Raw genomic sequence first — 23,295 nt, forward strand, 5'->3', positions numbered from 1 at the left:
CAAAACGCATAAACGAATACCTAAGGTCAGAGTAAACTTTTAAGTACGGGGGATATGCGTCTTAGGAATAAAAGTGAATAAAAGGGTCAGATCCGAATGGCACTTAATTAAGGATAAAATCACATGATATCAAATAGTTACTTCATCTTTTGTGGGTGACCATTCTTCATAATATCTTGTCTGGCTTCAGACCTAGGGATCATCAATAACTTATAGGGTTTGGGTCGCCGCTTGATGGCTCTGGGCTCCATCCTTCCAGGTCTGTTGCCTACGAGCCGCTTTGCTATCAAGGCAAACATCGGAGCATCCAACGCTTTTTCCAATAAAAAATACGTGTTCCATATTTGTACCGTATGTTTAAAACTCAGTTGCCTTGGTAGTAAGTCTTGCTCAACGGCGGCTTGCGCCATTAATAACCGGATTAGATTATTGGCCAAAAAGTACACCCACATCTCCTTTTGACACATTTCAGGTGTTTTACAACTCAGTACAACCAGACCTAATGTCGTCTTGAGGTTTCTAAAATCGACTTCAACATGCCAACGTTGTTTAAACAACGCACCTAGCTCTTTTTTAGGATACTCCTTTGCAGCTAGCATAGTGGTAATAAGCGTTTTTTGACCGACCTTAAATTCTCGAATGGTAATTTTTTCAGGTGCTTCATGAAAGGCTTTCTGAGTCATCCAATCTGGTTTTATTTTAGGTTTACTGAAATCGATTAAGTGGTCTTTTTTAGCTAACGCGATACCTTTTCCAAAATCGGTCATTAATTTGCGAGGGCCTAGTTGTTCAAACAGCACATCAACACCTCTGTTCATCATTTCAACCAATAAAAAATAACTTCCAAAAAAAGCATCGCCTACCACTATATCCCCAACGTTAAAGGTATCGAGTACATTACGAAGCAAACTTTTCTCATCACTTCCTTTACCTTTACAAGGTCCTATTGATGCATTAAGGATAACACCTGTGTGCAAACAACTTACTGCGAGTAACCGGCATATAGGGAAACCTAGCCCTTCTTTTTGATTCTTTGGTTGTGGGTAAGCAACCTGTGATTTTTCAGTGTCCGGCATTGATATTGTCGTACCATCAATCAGTCGAACAGACCGGCCAAACCATTTCCATTGAGGGGGAGTATTTTGAGAAATACTATTACCCACTTTAACGGTAAGCTGAGTTAACAAAGCTAAAGGTAATTTCTGCCGGGCAAGACAGTACGCTCCAGTATTGGGGCTGATTGTTCGCGAATTTTCTTGTGATTGGGTTTGAATAATCAGGTCATTAACAGCTTTACTGCAAGAACGATCATCACTTAGAGCTTGAGCCATAAACATAGATAATGTTTGCATGGGCGTGTAAATTTGCTCCCTGTATTCGGGGATATTCTCTTCTACTATTGAAAGCCATTCATCATTGTACAACAACTCAAGAAAGTCGGTTGCTGTGATGTTTGTTGCGTATTTTTTAATTTTTGACTGTTGAGAAAGATAAAATTGGGAGATAATGGACATTGAGGTAGAGAGCTTTTGTGAACGTTTTTGTGGTGAAAATATTTTACAGGACTCTCTGCCTTTTTTGGTTTTTATTTAGATAAACAATTAACTTAACCATTTGTTTATTAAATAATATATCCTTAATTAAGCGCCATTCGGGTCAGATCCAAATTAAACCATTAACCAGTCACCCATAATAACGAGCAGCTCAAAAAATTAGTTTTTCGATTTATTACGATGGGTATCTTTATAATTTCAATGTACCCAAATTAGTAAAGGCTGTTAATGATGCGATTTGTCGTTACACTGTTATCACTTCGAAAATAGATGCATCATTACCAGCTTTCAGCCTCAAAGCGAGCAACTCTTGCCTCTGCCTCAGTGCAATGGGTAAGTAATACCAATTTTGATAACGTGATACTTGGGATTTGGGTGATCAATCGAATCAACTTTGCTTCTAACGTTTCTAATTTATCAGCATGTCCCAATAAAGCAGTTTCAATCTTCTTGATAAGGTAATGAAACTCACCATCACCTTGTTTATTTAACTTCTGTGAAATCATTTGATGTGCTTTTAGCTGTACGGCGTAAGTTTGAACCTTTATCGCATCACCCGTTACACTCCAATTTCTTGAGCGACGTACTCGTTTTAATTCGCATTCATACTGTAATGCCATTGCTTTAGCTTGTTTAGCTGTCTCGCCCCCGATTCGGTGAATAAGAGAAGGAAGCGCAATGTTAATATCTTCATTCATGACTGTGAGTGCGCAAGTTTAATAAGGCTTTATGACTCACTATTAAATCATTAAGTAGGATATTTCCCCACTTTTTTTTGCTAATAAAAAGAGATAAAAGGGCCAGATACAGGATAAAAAGGGGGGCAGCTCCAAATTAAAAGTTAACCTTAATTGAATCTCTTCAACTAAGTCATTCTTTTGCCAAGAAAGCCAAGAGTTTCAGTGGTTGGTGTGCCACAACATATTATTCAACGGGGTAAAACCGGCCAGTGTTCTTTGCTGATGATGGTAATATGAAAGCCTATGACCCTTTTATCTAATTTTGATCTGGCCCTGGCCCTTTCTTAGACGCCGTAAATCATTTAACTCATCGCTGAACTAAACTGCTCTTCGCTGCGTATTTTTTTCAACTATCTGTTAACGATGGAACCTAGTATGAGTAATATTACTACCCTAGATAAAACTATTGAAGTGACACGCAAGCTCCATGAGGCATTTGCCTACGTGAGTGAGTTCTCACGTATTGAGCAATGGGATCCTGCTGTAGCTAAGGCCTTGAAGCTATCTAGTGGGAAACCCAGCGTCGGCAGTCGCTATCAGATCGACATGAAAGTAGGCTTTACTCTGTACTACGAAATTATTGAATTTGAAGTTAATAAGCGGCTGCTAATGACGGTCGATTCAAAACTATTTACAGCCGTAGAAGAGATTATATTTACCGATACTGATACCGGCACCAAGGTGCGTTATATCGCTAACTTTAACTTCCCGGCGCCCGTAGCGATTATCAGTCGATTAAATCCTGCGGTAATGGATCGGGTCGGCAACATTGCACTTGAAGGCTTAAGAAAAGCGTTAGAAGACAATTTTACTACTCCCAAGGCGTCAAAAGTTCTGGCAGTCGCCGACAAGCTAATACTGCCAGGTGTCTGGCGTTTTACTCGCTTGGGTTATACAAATTCCCGTAAGCACTGGAATGCGCTGTCGGCATATATGCATGATCGCCATGCAATCATAACAGGAGCTACTTCCGGTATTGGTTTGGCAGCTGCGAAACAATTGGCTGAACTTGGCGCAGAGTTAACATTGTTAGTACGTGATAAAAACAAAGCTCAGCAAGTTGTACGTGAACTAATAGAGCAAACTGGTCATACTCGAATCAATATAGAGCTTGCCGATATGTCGCTAATGAAAGATGTACATGCGTTGGCAGACCGTCTACTTAAAGCAGGTAAACCGGTTGATATATTAATTAATAATGCCGGCGCTTTGTTTAATCCCCGCAAACAAACCACTGAAGGTTTAGAGCAGAGTTTTGCCTTGTTGCTACTTGGGCCTTATATCCTTACCGAACGATTGCATCCATTACTGGCAAAGTCTGAGTCAGCAAGAGTCGTTAACGTACTGTCGGGCGGAATGTACTCGCAAAAGATCCAGGTCAACGACTTACAAAGCCAACGGGGTGAATACTCAGGCTCTACTGCATATGCGAGAGCAAAACGCGGCTTAATGATCTTGACCGAAGAATGGGCTAAGCGCTGGCAAGGTGATGATATAAGCGTCAATGCAATGCATCCTGGCTGGGTAGACACGCCTGGGGTTGTCAATGCTTTGCCAGAGTTTTATCAAGTGACTAAGTGTTTACTGCGTAAACCTGAGCAGGGCGCGGATACTATTACTTGGCTAGCCGCTGCTACAGAAGCGAGTAAAGTATCTGGTAAGTTTTGGCTAGATCGAGAGCAGCACCCTAGTCATCTTTCAAAACGTACAGTTGAAACTGCCGCTCAGAGAAAGCAGTTGCTAGTGGAGCTGGAAAAATTAGAAAAAACAACTGCGGCGACTAAACCAAAACGACGCACATAAGGGGGTAGGTCTTAATTTTGCAGTTTAAAAGGGGGCGTAGTCAATTTAAATAGTCGTTTTCTCGCCAATCTGCGGGGAGATAAAGAAGACCGCCAACTTTAATACAGTGATAGTAGTTCCAAGTTGTTTAACGCATTAAAAATCAAATGATTTCTATTTTTCAACGAACCTGTCCCTGAGGGATCCCCACGAATATTCGAGCATTAAAATTGCCAGCAATCATACTTCTGAGTTTTAACACCACAGTTCCAGTTCCCCAGTTCCAGTTATGAAGCTACTGAGTGAACGCGCAGTATGCTAATCCGTCCAATTTGAAAATGGTAATAAGACTAAATTAAGTCTATATTTGGTCTTATTGTTGTATTGAATTAATCGTTGGAGATAGAAATGAGTTTATTAACCCACACCAAACCTATCAGTTATTTAAAAGCGAATGCGGCCAAAATTGCGCAAGAGTTAAAAGAAGATGGGGAACATTATGTGATAACCCAAAATGGCGAGCCAGCTATGGTGGTGCAATCGGTACACGAGTACGAACAAACGCAAGAAACCTTAGCCATGCTTAAAATGTTGGCACAAAGTGAACATGATATTGCTCAGGGCAATACTATCCCTGCAGATGATGTCATCGCACAACTTAGAAAACGTCACTCGTTGTGAAAAAGTACTCTGTTGAAATCACGCGTTCTGCTTTAAAAGATTTAGAACAAATTAGTGATTTTTATCTAAGCCATAGTGATCAAAAAATAGTCACTTACCTAATATCGTTAATAGAAAGTGCAATTGAACAATTAAAAACGATGCCAGAGCGGGGTGGTGAAGTGTCAACTTTAGTGAGAGAAACGGGAAGACGGTATCAGCAGTATCTAGCGGATCCGTTTAGAGTAATTTACCGAGTTGAAAAAAATAGTGTATTTGTTGTGATGGTATTGCATCAACGACAAAGCATTCAAAAGGCGTTGCGTAACCGTTTACTTAAATAACATTGGAGACAAGGAATAAAAGGGCTCGTAGTCAATTTAAATAGTCGTTCTCACGCCAATCTTCGGGAAGATAAAGAAGACCGCCATCCTTAATACGGTGATAGAAGTTCCAAGTTGTTTAACGCTTTAAAAATCAAATGATTTCTATTTTTCAACGTACCTGACCCTTCAGAATTTTGCAGAATTATTGGTTTGCATTTCTTCTGGCAAATACTGAATTGCCTTAATCCTCTTTACCTGAGCGGCTAATCGCTTTATTGGCAACTGAATATGAGAACCCTTGCCCAATCAAATGTCTTAATGCTTTTTGTTTAAGTTTTTCATCTACAATTGGGGATTCACCGAATTTTTTAAATTTAAGTGCTAGTGCTTTATCTAAATAGTCTTCTTCAGTGTGATCTAATGATTCTACGCACTCATTGATTATTTGGGATGTGAAGCCTTTGGCGTAAAGTTTTTGTCTTATTTTGTTGGGACCAATATTCTTTTCTGAATAACTTAGGGTCAAGCGTTTTGCATACTGAAGATCATCAACAATTCCTCGTTCGAGAAGGTGGTTAAGCGCTTCCTCATTAAATGAGGTATCTTCTTTGAATAAACTGTTTGCCTTTTGCATTAAGGTTTTTGATGTGTAATCTCCATATTTGCCAATCAACCACAAGTAATAGCCTTTCACTCGTTCGTACGTTATCTCCTTAGGCTTTGCATCTTGCTTTTTTTTAAACATGTTTTAGATCTTCTAATTTAAAGGTGCAACAAGTTGTGCCAGCATGATTCGCGGCGTAGCGGCTGAAACAGGACTGGCATAAAAATCCATTAAAGCAAAGTATTCGACAATGAATCACCCCAACCAACCCTCTATGTCAGGCTAGTTGTCGGGGTCGATGCACCGGACGTTATACAATTTTACCAGTGGTAAGTTGCACTGATTGTATATTGTTCTCCTCGGCCAGGTGTGCCAGGGATTTCTTCAAAAGATTCATCCCAAAGATTGTCTGCCGCAAGCATAATATCTAGTCCCTTAAACTGCGAGGGCGTTATCTTTAACGTTAGGTGTGTGAATAAAGCATCGTCGGCACCGTTGCGTAGCGTATTTTCTTCTTGTTTACGCCACTCGTTATCAACGCGGACTTCAACCATGTCGGTAGGGTGCCAAATAACACCTAATGTGACGCGATGATCTGGGTAGTTCAATGCATAAAAGCTAGCATCGATATCAGCAGTGCCATAATCTTCAGATTTCTTAAGAAAGGTATAGCTGGTAATGATCTCTGTGTTGTCAAAACGCTTTATGGCAAGTAACTCTAAACCTAATGTCTTTATGTCGACTGGATTTGCGGTACGGGCAGTGGTTGAACTTAAATTATAAGTCCAATCGGTTAAATCGTTATCTTGTCGATAAAAAATAGCAGAATCAAGACGCCAAGTGTCGTGGTCTAATGCCAAGCCTAATTCAATGTTTTTAGTTGTTTCTCGCTCAAGATCATAGTTACTTCTGAATAACCCACTGCTGTTACTGCCACCGATAGCCGTATAACCAGGCACTTGACTGGCTTGGGCATAAGAAAGATAGACAGTTTGATAGGTATCGTCAGCATTTATGGTGTTCAACGTTATATCCCCAATCAGTGATGTTTCGGAGCTATCTCGATTAGTATCGTCAAAAGCAGCGCCGAGGCGATACGTTAACTGTTGATCATTTTTTAGATCTATTTGGTATTCAGGTAATACACTGAACTTGTAATAACGACGAGTGGTGAAGTTATTTTCAAGGCTGGTTGATTCAATACCGTCTGTTATAAATTGTGCAGAATAATTGAGTGCAAAGGATGCTGTTTTTCCATGGCGACCGGAAAGCGCTATCGATTTAACCTCAGTTTCGTGAAAAGCCTGGAATGTATCGGGGTTTTCACGGGAAAAAATATAATGGTCGTTGTGACGACGATAGTAAGTCGACACTTCAAATGTGCTGTCTTGTGCATATTGTTGTTTATGATTAAATATTAATAGTCGCGCTTTGGTGTCTTCAGTTTCATTGACATTAAAGGGGGTGTACATATTTGGCCAACCAAAGAATTTTTCCTGAACACCTAAAAACAGGTCTGTTTGTGATGATGGCCCAACTAACTGAATACGACCAGATACGCGCTGAAATTGGTGGTCGCCATTTTCTATAGTACCGTCACTTTCAGAGCGAGAGAGCTCACCTTCAAAACCGATAGTCCAATCATTAACGTCATCCAGTGCCAACGTCACACCACTGTGAATTCGTTGTAGATTAAAGTTATTATTACCTGCGCCAATAGAAACGCTACCTGATGTTTTTATGGGGGTCCAGTAGCGAGAAACAGTGCCTACTGAACTGTTAACACCGAGATGCGCATTGTCGACGCCAGTCATTACACTGGCGTTACTTAGCATTTCTTGAGCGATAGGAATTTCCGCAAAATAATGCCCGGTTTGCGGATCAAATAATGTGGCGCTGCCTACTCTAAAGCCCGTATTTTCGAAAATACCGCCACGGATCGTCACATCGGCTTGAGCTTCCGCCATATTGCGAGACTGTAGATCAACACGGGGATCATATTCCAGGTTTGAAATGGGTGAACCAAAGGTTCCCACCGGTTTATCATTCGCGGTTGCTGATCCCTCAACCGTAATTTTCTCAACATATTTTACTTCATTGCTATTGTCGGGCTCATCGGATGCCGATGAAAAAGCCGATACGCTAAATAACAAAGCAGGCAAAGCAACTTGTACAACCAGATTCATGTTAATGCTCTCTATTTTCAGTGTTAGGACTACTGGTACAAACGATTATTTTTCTGCTACCTCACACAACAATATGAACGACTAGGAGAATGAATCATTCTTCTACTAGTGCTATACAACGGAGCTTAATATATTGGAACAACCCAACGAAAAGGTCGTTAGATAATGCTGAGGTTAAGTTGAAAGGTAGTAATCGTTACGTTAGTCAATATTGTATCGTAGCGGTTAAAATATAGATGCATAAAAAGGGTGGCAGATCCAAATTAAAAACTCAACTTAATTGAATCTCTTCAACTAAGTCATTCTTATGCCAGAAAGCCAAAAGTAGCAGTGGTTGGTGTGCGGAACGTATTATTCAACGGGATAACAACCGGCAAGTGATCTTTGCAGATGAGGGTGATATGAAAGCCTATGTCACATGGTTGAAAGATTAAAATAAAAGCAATAAAAGGGATCGTATTCAATTTAAATAGTCGTTCTCTCGCCAATCTGCGCGGAGATAAAGAAGACCGCCTCCTTAATACAGTGATAGAAGATCCTAGTTGTTTAACGCATTACAAATCAAATAATTTCTATTTTTCAACGAACCTGATCCCGCAAAAGTCTTGTTGAACAACTCAGAGCGAGAAGGTGACCTTCAAAAGATTGTTTGGTAATCTAAATTAAAGTCGCTAAACGCGCCAAAGCCAACACTGCTTGGATGCTAAGCAAAGGCTGAATACGCGATAAATTTATAAATCGTTAACCGCTGACGAAACAGCCAATAGTCATTACTTAGAGGGATAAAATAGTCATCAAAGCACAACATGAGTCTAACCATACTCCAGCCAGCGAAATGCGTTTGAAAGGGCGTGCGGTAAAACCCAAAGACGCGGCAACTCTTATTATTGTTCGTCGGGATAGCGAGCAACCCAAAATCCTTATGGGTAAACGCGCTGCAGGACACAAGTTTATGCCTAATAAGTATGTTTTCCCCGGTGGTAAAGTGGATGCGGGAGATAGTCGTATTCGGCCACCTTACGATCTGCATCCAAGAGTGCTGCAACGTTTGATGAAAGGATGTTCTGAGACGCGCGCGAGGTCGCTGGCACTGGCGGCAATTCGTGAAACCTTTGAAGAAACCGGGCTGATTCTTGGCGAAGCGGATTCTGTGACAATTACGAGCCGCTCGCCTCAGTGGAGCGTGTTTTTGCAACACGGTATTAATCCACGTCTGGATACACTCAATGTTATCGCCAGAGCCATTACGCCACCCTATCGAAACCGTCGCTTTGATACGCGGTTTTTTATGGTTGAAGCCGATCTTATACAGGGAGATGTGCACGCTGCATCGGAGGGATCTGGCGAATTATTAGCACTGCATTGGGTCTCGCTCGAAGATGCCGAGCAACTCGAACTGCCAATTATCACGCGGATGATACTCAAAGAAGTTGCACAACGCTTAGTCGACGGTCATTCGCCAGACGTTGAGGGGCCTTTTATTTACTTCCGTAATGGGAAACCTATCATAGACAAAATATAGCTCTGGTAAATCACTCACCTGCAATATTGGGGCATAACCATTTTAAAAATCGATGGGGCGGTGACGTTGATTTTGGATTTTGTGATCAGTCACATCTGAGACAAGACTAGATTTTGGTCTCAAAAAATAACTAGACACTAAGATAAAAATGCAAAAGAGTATTTGCTGTTGGACGTTTAATCAGGGGGTAAGTTTTCCTAAATCAACCATGAGGTTGATGCGGGATTAGTAGGTTGAGATACGACAAACATATTAAATTCAAGTGTGTCGCCAGCAAAACAAGAGGGATTTACTGGCGCAGGTAGTTAAAAAAACGAAACGGTATTAGTACTTGGGTCTGCGGCGTATGTGAATTCAAGAACGTTGTTACCAGCCAAATCAACTGTTGCGATGGATGCACCACCGCAACATTCGAAAACGTCCTGAACACTCATAGCCCTGCGTGCACATATAGGAAGAATACTTATCCGATTTTTTCCTTACTTAAATTAGTGTCAAAGCCAAGTCCATAATGATGGCATTTCATATCTCTGAAGGCTTCTGTTTATACAATACAAACAGGGTACCCATAGGTCGGTAACGACATAGCTGCCCAGTAAAGGCTTCAGGGATATTTGTTGCATTAGGATAAAGTAACGTAATGCACCGCCAGTTACGATCCTCTGTATGAAAGAAGCTTGGTTTTCTGGTTTTTCGTTCGTTTTGATGTCATGAACTTCTTCATAAAGTGTGATATTGCGACCTTGTTACAAAAGCTGCCATCGCGTTTCTTCTCGTAGTAAACCTATTAGGTATGACAAAGGAAAGGATTTTTTTCAAAACAGTGTTTATATTCATGGCATTAATGATTTGTGAGGTTCGGCGATTGATCTGCTCACTAATTGCCATGAATGTTCCCTTTTTTTAATTATCCCTATGATTTTTATGGGTATTTGTGGGAATGCCTCAGACTACACCCCCTTTAAATTCTGCGTGCATGGCACTTAATCGCTTTCTGGACTACACTTTTTTTTACACGAGTAGGACAGCCCATACTAGAACATTATGCATCAAGCGAAGGCTGGACTGCGGTGCCAAATTATTATTCACTGTAAAAGGAGAGTTACCATGTTTTTCTTACAAACAAGACAGCGACGAAGTGCGCTTTCCCTCATTTCGTTCGCAGTTCTGCTAGTGGCAGCGTTCGGATTCGGCCCGACAGCAGCTCACGATAAGCTCGATGACGGCCTCGACGATAAGGGCGTGCTCGAACTCCCGGTCTATTTCTCAGCGGCGCTCGCAGCGTCCGACAACTCATCGAACGCCAATGTGCCGGGTTCAGGTGCCATCGGCTCCAAGACGCTTGATGTCGTGGGTCGGGGCGTTCGTAATGTCGGCGACGCAACGACCGACGTCTGGGCTTACGGGGGGTACGCGTACACCGGTACGTTCAACAGCCCGTGTGGCGGCGACCCAGATGCTGGCATCTGGGTCTGGGACGTCCACAACAAGAATAACCCGACGTTCGTCGGCGTGCTCCCGTCGCCGACCGGCAGTCGTACCAACGATGTTCGCGTCAACGGCATGAACTCCGGCGACGTGCTGGTGCACTCAAATGAATCCTGTGCTGGCGGACCTGGTGGCTTCGAGATCTACAACGTTGATGACCCGGCCAATCCGGTGGCACTCGCGTCCGTGCGCATCGACGATCCAAATCCACTTACACCGTTCATCTTCGGTCCGGTCACAGATGTTGGGGTCCACAACCTCTGGCTGTTTTCGCAGAGCAACCGTGACTACGTGGGTGTGACCACCGAGACAGCGTACGGCAACTTCCACATTTACGACATAACCGACCCGACTGCTCCTGTGCTGGTGTCGTTCTTCGGTGCCGAGGAGACGTTTGATCCAGGTGTCGTCGCAAGTGGCGACTTTACGCGAAACCTCAATGCGGCCTTATGGCTGATCGACGGATTCGGCGCATCGGCAAACCGTTTCCTCCACGACGTCACGATCAGTGCCGATGGCACCGAGGCCTACCTTGCCAACTGGGACGCAGGTCTGATCAAGCTCGACATCTCCGATCCAGCCAACCCGCAGTTGATCTCGGTCGCGATCGATGTCGTGAACGGTTCGCTCGACGGTGAGGTCAACAGCCACTCGGTCTGGCCGAGCGCAGACGGCTCGATCGTCGTCGAAGGCGAAGAGGACTTCACAGCATGGGAAGCGAGCATCGCACCCGGCAACGTCACATTCGGAAACGGCAACCCGATTCCAGGAGTGATGGCAGCAACCACTACCGGTGATGCCTTCGAGGGAAGCCAGACCGGCAACGCGGGGTCGATCACAGCATCCGGTGTGACCGTCACATTGGGCCCGCTCGCCGAGCTGACGTACTCAGCCAACGAGTTCACTGGGAACAACTTCCCACTCGGTGCTGGCTCCGTCGCTGGCGACTTCGTCTGGATTGGACAAGCCTGTAATGGCGACCCTATCCTCAATCCGGGTGGAACGAGTTACATCGCTGTTGTTCGTCGCGGTGCTTGCACGTTTGCCGAGAAGTCGGTGAACGCATCCAATGCTGGTGCTGCCGCGATAGTCGTCACCAATAACAACCCGGTTTCGACGCCGTGGTCCGGTCTCCGAATCTGGGACTACAGCGACGACGCCAATCCCGTGTTGGCTTCGACGTTCAATACTGTGTGCAGCGCCTCCACGGAGCCGTCCGCTGAGTGCCCCGCCAACGGTACGTACTCAGTCCACAATGTTGTCGTGGAAAACAAGGGCAACAAAGTGTTCGCCTATGTCTCCTGGTACTGGGATGGCATGCTCGTCCTAGACGTTACCGACCCCTACAACGTTTTCGAGGTAGCTCGCTATCTCGACACATCTGGGCCGAACGACGGCATGGCGAACGACTTCTGGGGCGTCTACAAGGAAAAGAACAGCCCGTTCCTGTTCGGCTCTGACCGCAATGGTGGGCTTTACATCTTCAAGTTGAAGGGCAAGGGATTCGGCAAGAAATAGACGAAGTCATAAAAGAAGCCATAGCGAGCTATGATCTGGATAGAGACCCAGGTCGTGGCTCACCGATTCCGAATCACGTCGGCGCTATGCGTTTATTGCGCCGACTGGTGCTGTCAACTTGTCAAAGCCACTTGGATTAGTAAGATAAACAGGGCATGAAAAATACCAATATTTATGCCGGATATCGCTATCCACCCCAAATAATCAGTCACGCTGTGTGGCTTTATCATAGATTTACACTTAGCTTTCGTGACATCGAAGAATTATTGGTAGCAAGAGGTATCACCGTGACCTACGAAACTGTCAGAAAATGGTGTCTAAAGTTTGCTGGTCGATATTGCAATCAGAAAAAGAAAAACCGAGGCAGACTCGGAGATACATGGTTTCTAGATGATGTACTTATCAAGATAAATAGCGTTTTGCACTACCTTTGGCGAGCTGTCGATCAGGATGGTGATGAACTGGATATTTTAGTTCAGAAACCTAAGCATAAAAAAGCTGCCAAACGATTCTTTAAAAAATTATTGAAAGGCCAACAATGCGCGCCAATCAAGATAGTCATCGATAAACTCAGGAGTTATTCTGCTGCAAAGCGAGAATGGATGCCTAGTATTGAACATTAAACCCAACAGTATGAGAACAACGGCTGTGAACTTTCCCATCAACCATCAAGGCAACAGGAACGACAAATGCGGCGGTTTAAGTCACAAGGTCAGGCTCAACGGTTTTTATCGTGTAATTGCGTAGTTAATAATCTATTTTGGCTTGGGCGCCATTCCATGAAAGCGAGTAATTATAGAGTTTTCTGAGACAGAGCGTTCGTTGAGTGGGATAGGGTTAGTTGCGTCCAAAATTTGAGCTAGCAGTGTAAAGTTACTTTTTATCAACTACATTCTACAAGTTGACAATACCATAATGACATATAATAAAAACATCATGGTGGGAATTTTACTCGCTGAAAAAACGCTCCTAAAATCCCCATATGTTAAGCGTTAAGTGTTTAATTTTATATCATCAACTATAGTAATTAAGTTTAAAATCAATTATGGAGTTTACCTAATGAGTAATATTACAGAGATAGCTGAATTATTTTTTGATGCCTGTGAAACAGGAAAGGGCTGGGATGCATGCAAAGAATATTGCCATCCTAGTGCAACATTCTCTTCGCAGGCAGGAGCATTAGCCGATATAGTTAACATAGAAGGTTACACAGAATGGATGAAATGGCTTTTAACGCCGATTCCTGATGGTCATTATGAGTTGAAAAGTTTTTCAACAGATGAAAAACGCAATTGTGTAACTGCTTTTGCTGTATTTCATGGTACTCAAACAGGAGTCGGTGGTCCTGGTGAGCCAACAGGTAAAGTTATTGCGGCTGATTATGTTTATGCAATGCAATTTGAAGGTCGGCTAATAAGTCATATGACAAAGATATGGAATGATTCAATTAGCCTTCAACAGCTAGGGTGGGTATAAACACCTAATAAATAAGGATAGGTCGCGAGCTTTTTCCGCGACTTAATCCTATTGTTGGACAAAGGTACTGTCAAGTTAACGAGCGGACTCAGAAACGTGCGATGATCAGGGCATAAAAAATACTAATATTTATGCAGGATATCGCTATCCATCCCAAATAATCAGCCACGCTGTGTGGCTTTATCACATATTTACACTTAGCTTCCGGGACATCGAAGAATTGTTGTCAGCAAGAGGCATTCCCGTCAGTTACGAAACTGTCAGAAATTGGTGTGATAAATTCGGGCAAAGGTATTGCAGTCAAATTAGGAAGAACCGAGGGCAATTAGTTGATACTTGGTATCTTGATGAGGTATTTATCAAGATCAACGGTGTTCTGCATTACCTTTGGCGGGCCGTCGATCAGGATGGTGATGAAATTAACATTCTGGTTCAAAAACCTAAAGACAAGAAAGCAGCGAGCCGATTCTTCCGAAAGTTACTAAAAGGCTAGCAAGCCGCACCAATCAAGATAGTCACCGATAAATTGCGCAGTTATTCAGGAGCAAAGAAAGGGCTGATACCTGGTGTAGAACACTCAACCCAGCATTACGAAAACAACAGATGCGAGTTATCCCATCAACCTAGTCGACAACAGGAAAGGCAGATGAGGAAATTTACATCACAAGGTCAGGCTCAACGATTTCTCTCCTGTCATGGAGTGGTTAATAATCTATTTCGGCTTGGTCGCCATTTAATGAAAGCGAGTCATTATAGAGCTTTCCGAGACAGAGCGTTCGTTGAGTGGGGTAGGGCGAGTTGTGTCCAAAATTTGGCATAGGTAATCAAATTGCCACTCTATTCATCTGAACTCGGTAACTTGAAAGTACCGATAAATGGTCTTCCATGATGGTTTGATAATTAATCGTCATAGTGTTCTCTTTTATTAATTCAACTGCAAGCATCAGTCGTAAGCCACCGCAGTAAAGCATTAGCAGTAAACTACAGCAACTTGCGATGTTTAGAACAGGTAAATAAGGTTAAAAGCCACCCCAAATAGCTGCAATGGTGCCTGCAACAAGGGCATAACCTAATGCTATAGGCATGGTTTTACGGATGATTTCTGATTCTCTACCCGCCATTCCCACCACAGTTGCCGCGGCAACTACATTCATCACACTCATCATATTACCGGCGTTAGCGCCAATGCCTTGTAGCGCTAATGCCATTGCATGGTTCATCCCAACATTATCGGCTACAGAGTACTGTAAGCCTGAAAACATCATGTTGGAGAAGGTGGTAGCACCGGATAGAAATGCGCCAAATATACCGACTATCGGTGAAACCCAAGCCCAAACCGAGCCCATGGAATTGGCTAATAAATCGACCAGTGCCACAGGCATAGATTGCAGACCGGCAGAGTTTGCCCCCGAATTTAAGAAAATTTTCACCATTGGCACCGATGCACCGAGTGAGATTATGGTGGGTAACATTGAACCACATGAAACTCTTTGCTTGTAGGGTAGTTAGTTTAGTTTGATTATTGCTTGTTATATTTCTATTGCTTCGATGTAACACGAAGTTGATGTAATAGACTGCATTTTGTGATTTCAATACTTGATCAAGATAATCTTAAAACGTGACTATTACAGAGCATACAAACATTGGGACTTAGATCGATTTAGCGCATTTTGATAAGGTTAGTGTAATAAAAACAATAGCATACAAGAGAAAAGCACTAATGAGTATGAGCCAAGATTAGGTAAGTATTTTACTATAGGAAATTGGTACAACCAAGTGGACTCATTTAGTGTTAGTCAACCGTTATAGCTGTATGGCATAACTTGGCTGTTGCAACTAAAAATATTATTTTTATTGAGCTTAAATTTAGGTCACAACTCAATATTAAAGCGCTTAATCATAGCCTCTCTTAACTCTAGCTCTTTCTTGGAATCATCTGATCTTGCTGCAGCACAGCTGCTTATCAAACATTCTGCTAGCAACATAAAGACAGTAATTGAGTTAGAAATAAAACTACTTTCATGAGGTACAAAAAGTCCAACCTGTGAAGCCGGTATTAAAGGTGAGGTCGCATTATCGGTGATCGCCAATACAGGAATATTAATGTCTTGTGCAGCATTAGCTACCGCAACAACTTGAGAAGAATATGGTTCACAGCTAGCACAAATAAGCAGATCATTTTCAGTTAATGTTGCTAATTCTTCAGCAATACCAAGCGCACTAGCATCCAGTATATTTACATCCGTTCGAATGAGTCTTAATCCGTATGTTAAAAAACTAGCAAAGGCATGAAACTGTCTTATTCCGTATATATAAACTCGAGATGCTGATGAGATCATTGCTACGGCTTGTTCAAAACGTTCAGCAGATAAATGTTGAATGAATAAATCCACATTGGCTTTATTTTCTTCACATAACGTTGAAACTAATGCATGAGCAGGTTGGTCATGGCTAGCTAATGCTGTCCGTGCATGGTTAGAATAAAACTGCGAAGACAACGAATCACTTAATATAACTTCTTGAAAGGCTCCAAAACCACTATAGCCCAAATTTTTAGCCAGGCGAGTAATAGTAGAAGGATTTATGTCTAAACGATTTGCCAAGGTGGTAATCGATAGTAATACGGGGTCTTTATGCAAATCTAAAATTTGCATAAACGCTTTCCTAGCTTTAGGACCAAGCTTTATATCACTATGACCATGAGCAATGTTTAACAGAAGCTCACTGAGCTCCTGAATGGTTTTTGGTAAGGCAGAAGTTGTCATTTTATACTATCTGATTGATGACCAAAATATACAGGTTCAGAAAACGCTTGGTCGTAAATTTTCCAATCAATGCCACGGTTGTTAATTCGTATTACCGCGGTAGCTAGCGTATTCTCATCATCAGGATCATCAGGCTGATTGCGGTAAATAGGAAGACCTTTCCCTGAACTGTCCCACAGTACTGTAAGAGGGTCAATCGCAGGTCCCGTCACCAAGTTATCGCCTTGAATTTGGCGGTCGTGAGACGAATCAGTTATCCATTGAGGTACTGCTTTAAAATCTTCATGTATTGCATGATTAGCATGCATTGCTGCAGACGTTATTAGATCAGCAGATGCAGTTCCAGCACCAAATTCTAAACTAATCAAGCGATCATCACCTTGCTGACAAAGAGAAAAATGGAAGCCTCCTGATGCTGAATGACTTTTAATTAACTCAAGTGCTTCATCCAACAATTCACAGCTTAGTAATGCTCGCCCTAATACCATTCGAGGAATATTAGGTTGGCAATCTATCAAACGTAAATTATTAACCGCCTGAACTAAACCTTTATCAGTAATCGCAAAGGTATGCCCTGGAATAGAACCTGGATAACAAAAAGAAATAAAACCTGCTTGATTATCTACTTTTACGTTTGCAATAAAGCAATGACCTTTCAAAATAGGCATGCCATCTTCGTTGTGAGCAATAGTTAGCTCGTCGTCATTTAATTGTACTGTCGTACATCCGTCTGGTACCGATACAATTAAGTCGCCACGACAATTCCAAGCAAAAACATCATCAATAGTAAGTTCTAATCCCGCAGCAAGTCCTTTAAGTTCTTCCCAAACATCCGGGAAGTCACGCTGAGTATTCTCAGCCATTCTCTCTAAAGTTGCTTTATGCTTAGGGTCGGTTACTTGCTGCCAAATAGTAGTTTTGATCACATACTGGTGCATAGCATATCGACCGATTTCACCTAGCTGTGATCCTACTTGGTAAGGAGTACCAAATGTAGTTTTCCAGCCAAGGTTTAGTTCTTTAGACATGTTTTAAAAATTCCTTCAAACGATCATTGGGTGGAGTATCAATGATAATATTTGGATCTCCATCAACAGTAATTTTACCGTGCTCCATAAAAATCAAACGAGTACCAACTTGTTTAGCAAAGCTAATTTCATGGGTTACCACAATCATGGTCATCCCTTCTTTAGCTAAGTCATTCATCACGGTCAGTACTTCTTGTTTTAATTCAGGATCAAGTGCAGACGTGGGCTCATCAAACAACATAACTTTCGGGTTAATCGCTAGTGCTCTAGCAATAGCAACACGTTGCTGTTGACCTCCTGATAACTCAGATGGAGAGTGATTCGCTTTATCTTTAAGGCCCACTTTAGTCAATAATCCTAACGCTACCTCTTTAGATTTTTCTTTACTTTCGCCTCGTACTTTTTCTAAACCAAAGGCCACATTCTCTAATGCCGTCATTTGAGGGAAAAGATTAAATTGCTGAAATACCATACCGGCTTCTTGACGAATTTTTTGTAGCTGCTTTGCATTACCTGTAACACTGATCCCATCCATAATTAGATCACCACCGGTAATACTTTCTAAACCGTTAATACAACGTAATAATGTAGACTTCCCCGATCCTGAAGGACCAATCAAAACAACAACTTCACCCGCATTAATCGATAAGTCCACCTTATCGATCACGGTAAGGTCTCCAAAAGCTTTTGAGGTTTGTTTAAACTCAATCATGCTCATAAAACTTTCATCCTTTTTTCGATAGTTCTCAATATCAGGGTTATTGATCCTGTCATCAGAAGATAAAGTATCGCCACTGATGTCCATATTTCTACCGCTCGAAAGTTAGCCGCCATAATCTCCTGTCCGGTACGCGTCAACTCCCCTACGCCAATAACTATAAACAATGACGTATCTTTTAAACTCACAATACATTGATTACCTAAAGGTGGGATTAAGCGTCGAAAAGCCAAAGGGCTTATGATGTAAAGCAACACTTTCCAGTAAGGTAAACCTAAAGCTAACCCCGCTTCTGCTAAGCCTTTTGATATAGAAATAAGTGACCCTCGCACAATTTCAGCAATATAAGCTCCGGCATTAACAATGATCGCTAAAATAGCTGCCGACATAGGGTCTATACGAATATTCGCTATAACAGGTAATGCAAAATACAAGAACATAACCTGAACAACGATAGGGGTACCTCTAACTAACTCAATAAAAATCAGCGCAATCGTATTGATAATTGGACCACCATATGCACGCATCAGCCCAGCTATAACACCAATAATAATACCGCCCAAAAGACCTAATGAGGTAATATATAAAGTGATTTTTGCCCCGTCGAGAAGTTCAGGCATAAATTCGATAACAACAGACCAATCTATTTCCATAAATTTTGCTCCAATTTTGTAATTTAAATATGCGTTGAAGAAACACTTCAGCATCGATAATTTTTTGATTAAAAATTTATTTCTTATTTAAAATAAAAGTATTCTTGCCAAACCATTTGCTATAAATATCGTCGTAACGTCCGTCTGCACGCATATTAGCGAGCGCTTTATTCACCCGATGAACTAACTCTCCGCCCTTTGGAAATGCGATACCATATTGATGCGCCATCATATTTTCTCCCACAGCTTTAAATTGCCCGTTACCTGCCGTTGCTATGTAATACATAATGTTGGGCGTGTCGAAAACAACAGCATCAACACGACCTGAAAGTAGCTCTAGATAGGCATTGCCAATATTTGGAAATAGATGGAATGTTGTGTCTTTAAAATTTTCTTTTGCATAATAGGCTGCTGAAGAGCCCGTTTTAATTGCAATTATTTTTCCTTTTAAATCATGGCTTGATTTAATATCACTGTTTGTCGGCACCATTATCGAAAAACCACTTTCGTAATAACCATCAGAAAAATCGAGCACCTTCTCACGCTCTGGTGTTATGGTTATGCCTGCTAGTGCTACATCCACCTGACCCACTTGTAATGCAGGAATAATCCCTAAAAAGTCCATAGATTGAAGACGATATTCCAACTTTAATTCATCCGCGATAGCCTCCCACAAGTCAATATCAAAGCCGACATACTCCCCTTTATGCCTAAATTCAAAAGGCACAAAAGCGGTGTCTGTGGTAACAATGAGTTCATCGGCAAAGCTTGTATTGATATTAAAAATGAGCAACACACCAATAACGTATTTAATTAATTTATTCATATCATTTACTCTTGTTTAACTTAAGTTAAACACATAAATTTGCACAATAATATTTAACGCAATTATATTTGCAGTGGATGCACAATTAAACACAATGTTTTGCGCTATGCAATAACTAAAAATAATACTCTGTGTATTTAAGACTTAAAAAGCAGATGATATTTATTTTAATACCATGAAATAAACAGCTATTTTAACGAGTTAATTCAACTTCAAACCATGCTAATAATTTTTGTATTAATGGGTTTTGTTGCTTATAAGAAGGTGTTAAAAAGTAGTATCCGTAGCCACTTTCATAGGTTAAATCCAATAGATTTATCAATTCATCAGCAGCAAGTGAATCTTTAGCTAAAAAATTGGGGATCAGAGCAATTCCATGCTTTTGCTTTGCTGCCTCTAAAGACATAAAAAAGTGTTCAAATGCATGATTAAAACTTAACGTATTTCCCCAATGCTCGTCGCCTAATAAATTGCTAAAACATTGCGGCCACAGCTGTGGACGAGTGGTTGATTTTATTAAGGGATAATTCAATAAATCTTTATTTTTATTAATCGGTAACTCTTTCACCAAGTCTTTATGAATAATAGGTAACAAGGTTTCTTTGATTAATAAATGAGCATTATGATGACTTAGCGATAACGGCAAACAACGAATAGCAATATCGGCACTTGATTGATGAAATTGGTATGCTCCATCACCAGAAATAAGGTTTAACCGTAAGGAAGGAAAAGCCTCGCTTAGCTTATTTAATCGAGGGATCATCCACAAACTACTTAAAGAAGGAGAAATATCCAAGGTTAAATATTGTATTTCTGATGAGAACTGTTGAAGGCTAGCCGTTGTACTTTGAATTTGCTCCAATGTCGACATGATCGTGGGTAAGTAATATTTACCTGCTTCAGTCAGTTGTAAACCCCTAGGGGTTCGGTCAAATAACTCAAGTTGTAAGTGCTCTTCAAGCATTTTTATTTGCTTACTTACCGCTCCTTGCGTTACACACAAGTCAACGGCTGCTTGAGAAAAGCTTAATTTACGAGCAGCAACTTCAAATACTTTTAAGGCATTAAGTGGTGGAAGTTTCATTGACATAACTCACCCTATTACTTTTTCTCATAGGGGATGAAAATATATCGTTTGATCGTCCCTGTAAAGCCATATTATGGTTACTTATACATAATACGCTTGATTAGAAAATACAATAATGAACCACCTTTTTCAACGCCACTGCCATTCAAACCTTCCTATTGCCGTAAAAGGTGAAGGTGTTTATTTATTTGATAAAACAGGAAAAAAGTATCTTGATGCGAGTGGCGGAGCAGCAGTTTCTTGTTTAGGTCATAGCCAGCCAGATGTACGTGCAGCAATACATAAACAAATTGATCAACTGGCCTACGCTCATACAGGATTTTTTAATACAGATAACGCCTTAGAACTTTCTGAAAAATTAACGCAAGCAGCCCCTAGTGATTTAAATCATGTGTATTTTGTTTCAGGTGGATCTGAAGCCGTTGAATCAGCACTTAAACTAGCACGTCAATACTTTGTAGAGAAAGGTGAGTTACAACGCACACATTTTATCTCTCGTAAACAAAGTTATCACGGCAATACGTTGGGAGCACTTGCCGTAGGTGGTAACGCATTACGACGTGAACCTTTTTCACCCATTCTAATGCCAACAGAACACATATCAGCTTGTTTTGCTTACCACGGTAAAAAGGCATCGGAAAGTTTATACGAGTACGGCCAACGTACTGCTAATGAATTAGAAACACGTTTGTTGGAAGTTGGGCCTGAAAGCGTTATTGCTTTTATTGCTGAACCCGTTGTTGGCGCTACTGCAGGAGCTGTAGCCGCAGAAGAGGGCTATTTTAAACGTATTCGAGAAATATGTGATAAATACGGTGTACTGCTAATTTTAGACGAAGTAATGTGTGGTATGGGCCGCACTGGCACTTTATTTGCCCATGAACAAGAAGGCATTCATGCCGACCTTGTTACTATTGCCAAAGGATTAGGTGCAGGCTATCAACCTATTGGTGCGATGCTGGCCTCAAAAGAAATACATAATACTATTTCACAAGGTTCAGGTTTTTTCCAACATGGACATACTTACATGGGTCATGCAACTGCGGTAGCCGCGTCACTTGCCGTGTTAAATGTGATTGAAAAGAATAACTTATTACCCAGAGTACTAGAAGCTGGTGATCTATTACAAACACGCTTAACTGAGCGCTTTAAAGATCATCCTTTTGTTGGAGATATACGCGGACGTGGTTTATTTAGGGGTCTTGAGATTGTTGCAAACCGTGAAACTAAAGCACCATTTTTATCGAGTTCAAAACTTCATTCACTTGTAAAAAACAAAGCCATGGAAATCGGTTTAATGTGTTATCCAATGCCAGGTACCATCGATGGTCAAAACGGACATCATGTTTTATTAGCGCCGCCCTTTATTATCAGCAATGAACAAATTGACGAGCTTATCGACAAACTCTATACCAGTGTAGATTCAGTGACCCAATCCTTGTTTAAAGAAGGACAATACTAATGAACAACACTAAAAAAACGTTAATAATAGTAGCACCCAATGGCGCAAGAAAAACTAAAGCCGATCATCCTAATCTCCCTATTGGCCCAGAAGAAATTGCCAACGAAGTTGCAGCATGTGTAGAGGCAGGTGCGGGTATGGTGCATCTGCATGCGCGTAATGCTCAAGGAAAACATTCGTTAGATATTATCGATAACGCAACGGTTTTAAAAACGATTAAAGATAAATTAGGTGATAAGGTGATAATACAGCTAACAACTGAAGCTGTTGGTATGTATCAACCCTCACAACAAATGTCCTTAATACAATCGTTAAAACCTGAAGCCGCTTCTTTAGCTTTGTCTGAGTTAATTCCAGACCCAAGCTACGAAGAAAAGGCCAGCTTGTTTTTTCATTGGGCAGCAGAAAATAAAATATTGACGCAATACATCATTTATTCACCAGAGCAGTTAGCTTATTACCTTGATTTGAGAGAACGTAAATTATTGCCGAGCCATCACCACCACCTATTATTGGTATTGGGTCGGTATCATGCTAAACAGCAATCTGAGCCAGAAGATCTCACTCCATTTTTACCTTTAATAAAACAATTAGATGTACGCTGGGCAGTTTGTGCTTTTGGCAAAAAAGAGTTGGATTGTTTACTTGCTGCTGCTGAATTAGGTGCAGATGTACGTATTGGATTTGAAAACAATATGCATACGCGTTCTGGTGAATTAGCCATAAATAATGCAGCTCAGGTAAAAATCCTTGCAAATGACCTAAACGAAAAATTTGCTCTTACTCCGATGAATGCCAGTACATTCCGTCAATGCTTTTAAACTATTGCAGCTAAGTGAAAAGTGAAAAGTAAATAAGTTTGGTGTTTGCTGAGTTCTTGGCGATTATACGAGTGAAGGTA

The 23,295-nt window shown here is 41.4% G+C and carries 18 protein-coding genes and 3 pseudogenes; 10 read left to right on the top strand and 11 right to left on the bottom strand.

Annotated features, from left to right (window positions below; translation table 11 throughout):
- Window positions 1-137 precede the first annotated feature (137 nt).
- On the bottom strand, window positions 138-1,514 hold the full coding sequence (locus CXF95_RS08885; protein ID WP_101198336.1) for an IS4 family transposase: 1,377 nt from the start codon (window positions 1,512-1,514) through the stop codon (window positions 138-140).
- A gap of 317 nt (window positions 1,515-1,831) precedes the next feature.
- The gene (locus tag CXF95_RS08890; RefSeq protein ID WP_101198337.1) at window positions 1,832-2,251 is read right to left on the bottom strand and encodes a ribosome recycling factor family protein; all 420 of its coding nucleotides are present in this window, start codon (window positions 2,249-2,251) and stop codon (window positions 1,832-1,834) included.
- 417 nt (window positions 2,252-2,668) lie between these two features.
- Between CXF95_RS08890 and CXF95_RS08895 the strand changes: the two genes are divergently transcribed.
- The 3 genes from CXF95_RS08895 (at window position 2,669) to CXF95_RS08905 (ending at window position 5,079) form a co-directional block, all read left to right on the top strand.
- Window positions 2,669-4,096, top strand: coding sequence for an SDR family NAD(P)-dependent oxidoreductase (locus CXF95_RS08895; protein WP_232787735.1), 1,428 nt, complete (start codon window positions 2,669-2,671; stop codon window positions 4,094-4,096).
- A gap of 387 nt (window positions 4,097-4,483) precedes the next feature.
- Window positions 4,484-4,756: a type II toxin-antitoxin system Phd/YefM family antitoxin gene (locus CXF95_RS08900; protein ID WP_101198339.1), complete on the top strand. Its 273-nt coding sequence runs from the start codon at window positions 4,484-4,486 to the stop codon at window positions 4,754-4,756.
- Window positions 4,753-5,079 carry a type II toxin-antitoxin system RelE/ParE family toxin gene (locus tag CXF95_RS08905; protein ID WP_101198340.1) on the top strand — a complete coding sequence of 109 codons (327 nt, stop codon included), beginning with the start codon at window positions 4,753-4,755 and terminating at the stop codon, window positions 5,077-5,079. Before CXF95_RS08900 ends, CXF95_RS08905 begins: the two co-directional genes overlap by 4 nt.
- Before the next feature lie 223 nt (window positions 5,080-5,302).
- Here CXF95_RS08905 and CXF95_RS08910 read toward each other — a convergent pair whose 3' ends face one another.
- Window positions 5,303-5,806 carry a regulatory protein RecX gene (locus CXF95_RS08910; protein WP_101198341.1) on the bottom strand — a complete coding sequence of 168 codons (504 nt, stop codon included), beginning with the start codon at window positions 5,804-5,806 and terminating at the stop codon, window positions 5,303-5,305.
- Window positions 5,807-5,985: 179 nt separating this feature from the next.
- Window positions 5,986-7,851, bottom strand: coding sequence for a TonB-dependent siderophore receptor (locus CXF95_RS08915; protein WP_101198342.1), 1,866 nt, complete (start codon window positions 7,849-7,851; stop codon window positions 5,986-5,988).
- 835 nt (window positions 7,852-8,686) lie between these two features.
- Between CXF95_RS08915 and CXF95_RS08920 the strand changes: the two genes are divergently transcribed.
- The 5 genes and pseudogenes from CXF95_RS08920 (at window position 8,687) to CXF95_RS08940 (ending at window position 14,675) form a co-directional block, all read left to right on the top strand.
- Complete coding sequence (locus tag CXF95_RS08920; RefSeq protein ID WP_101198343.1) at window positions 8,687-9,373, top strand: NUDIX hydrolase; 687 nt, start codon at window positions 8,687-8,689, stop codon at window positions 9,371-9,373.
- A gap of 1,107 nt (window positions 9,374-10,480) precedes the next feature.
- Window positions 10,481-12,379, top strand: coding sequence for a PA domain-containing protein (locus CXF95_RS08925; protein ID WP_198556533.1), 1,899 nt, complete (start codon window positions 10,481-10,483; stop codon window positions 12,377-12,379).
- A 155-nt stretch (window positions 12,380-12,534) separates the two neighbouring features.
- Window positions 12,535-13,188, top strand: a pseudogene (locus tag CXF95_RS08930) (IS6 family transposase).
- Window positions 13,189-13,438: 250 nt separating this feature from the next.
- Window positions 13,439-13,855 carry an ester cyclase gene (locus tag CXF95_RS08935; protein ID WP_101198345.1) on the top strand — a complete coding sequence of 139 codons (417 nt, stop codon included), beginning with the start codon at window positions 13,439-13,441 and terminating at the stop codon, window positions 13,853-13,855.
- Window positions 13,856-13,982: 127 nt separating this feature from the next.
- A pseudogene (locus CXF95_RS08940) lies at window positions 13,983-14,675 on the top strand (IS6 family transposase).
- 199 nt (window positions 14,676-14,874) lie between these two features.
- Here the strand turns inward: CXF95_RS08940 and CXF95_RS08945 are convergent.
- The 7 genes and pseudogenes from CXF95_RS08945 to CXF95_RS08975 form a co-directional block, all read right to left on the bottom strand.
- Window positions 14,875-15,342: pseudogene (locus tag CXF95_RS08945) on the bottom strand (L-lactate permease); the annotation flags it as partial.
- Between the two features lie 384 nt (window positions 15,343-15,726).
- Entirely contained in the window at window positions 15,727-16,620 is an 894-nt protein-coding gene (locus tag CXF95_RS08950) for a MurR/RpiR family transcriptional regulator (RefSeq protein ID WP_101198346.1), read from the bottom strand.
- Window positions 16,617-17,648, bottom strand: a complete 1,032-nt coding sequence (locus CXF95_RS08955) for a C45 family peptidase (RefSeq protein WP_101198347.1) — start codon at window positions 17,646-17,648, stop codon at window positions 16,617-16,619. Before CXF95_RS08955 ends, CXF95_RS08950 begins: the two co-directional genes overlap by 4 nt.
- Window positions 17,641-18,360: a glutamine ABC transporter ATP-binding protein GlnQ gene (gene glnQ, locus CXF95_RS08960; RefSeq protein ID WP_198556557.1), complete on the bottom strand. Its 720-nt coding sequence runs from the start codon at window positions 18,358-18,360 to the stop codon at window positions 17,641-17,643. The genes CXF95_RS08955 and glnQ overlap by 8 nt, the downstream gene beginning before the upstream one ends.
- Before the next feature lie 2 nt (window positions 18,361-18,362).
- Window positions 18,363-19,019 carry a glutamine ABC transporter permease GlnP gene (gene glnP / locus CXF95_RS08965; RefSeq protein ID WP_101198349.1) on the bottom strand — a complete coding sequence of 219 codons (657 nt, stop codon included), beginning with the start codon at window positions 19,017-19,019 and terminating at the stop codon, window positions 18,363-18,365.
- 76 nt (window positions 19,020-19,095) lie between these two features.
- Complete coding sequence (glnH, locus tag CXF95_RS08970) at window positions 19,096-19,845, bottom strand: glutamine ABC transporter substrate-binding protein GlnH (protein WP_101198350.1); 750 nt, start codon at window positions 19,843-19,845, stop codon at window positions 19,096-19,098.
- 193 nt (window positions 19,846-20,038) lie between these two features.
- Window positions 20,039-20,935 carry a LysR family transcriptional regulator gene (locus tag CXF95_RS08975; protein ID WP_101198351.1) on the bottom strand — a complete coding sequence of 299 codons (897 nt, stop codon included), beginning with the start codon at window positions 20,933-20,935 and terminating at the stop codon, window positions 20,039-20,041.
- Between the two features lie 112 nt (window positions 20,936-21,047).
- Between CXF95_RS08975 and CXF95_RS08980 the strand changes: the two genes are divergently transcribed.
- A complete protein-coding gene (locus CXF95_RS08980; RefSeq protein ID WP_101198352.1) occupies window positions 21,048-22,394 on the top strand; it encodes an aspartate aminotransferase family protein in 1,347 nt (448 codons plus the stop codon).
- Window positions 22,394-23,215, top strand: a complete 822-nt coding sequence (locus CXF95_RS08985) for a 3-keto-5-aminohexanoate cleavage protein (protein ID WP_101198353.1) — start codon at window positions 22,394-22,396, stop codon at window positions 23,213-23,215. Before CXF95_RS08980 ends, CXF95_RS08985 begins: the two co-directional genes overlap by 1 nt.
- Window positions 23,216-23,295: the final 80 nt, after the last annotated feature.

The sequence above is a fragment of the Paraglaciecola sp. MB-3u-78 genome (assembly GCF_002835935.1).
Classification (GTDB): Bacteria; Pseudomonadota; Gammaproteobacteria; order Enterobacterales; family Alteromonadaceae; genus Paraglaciecola.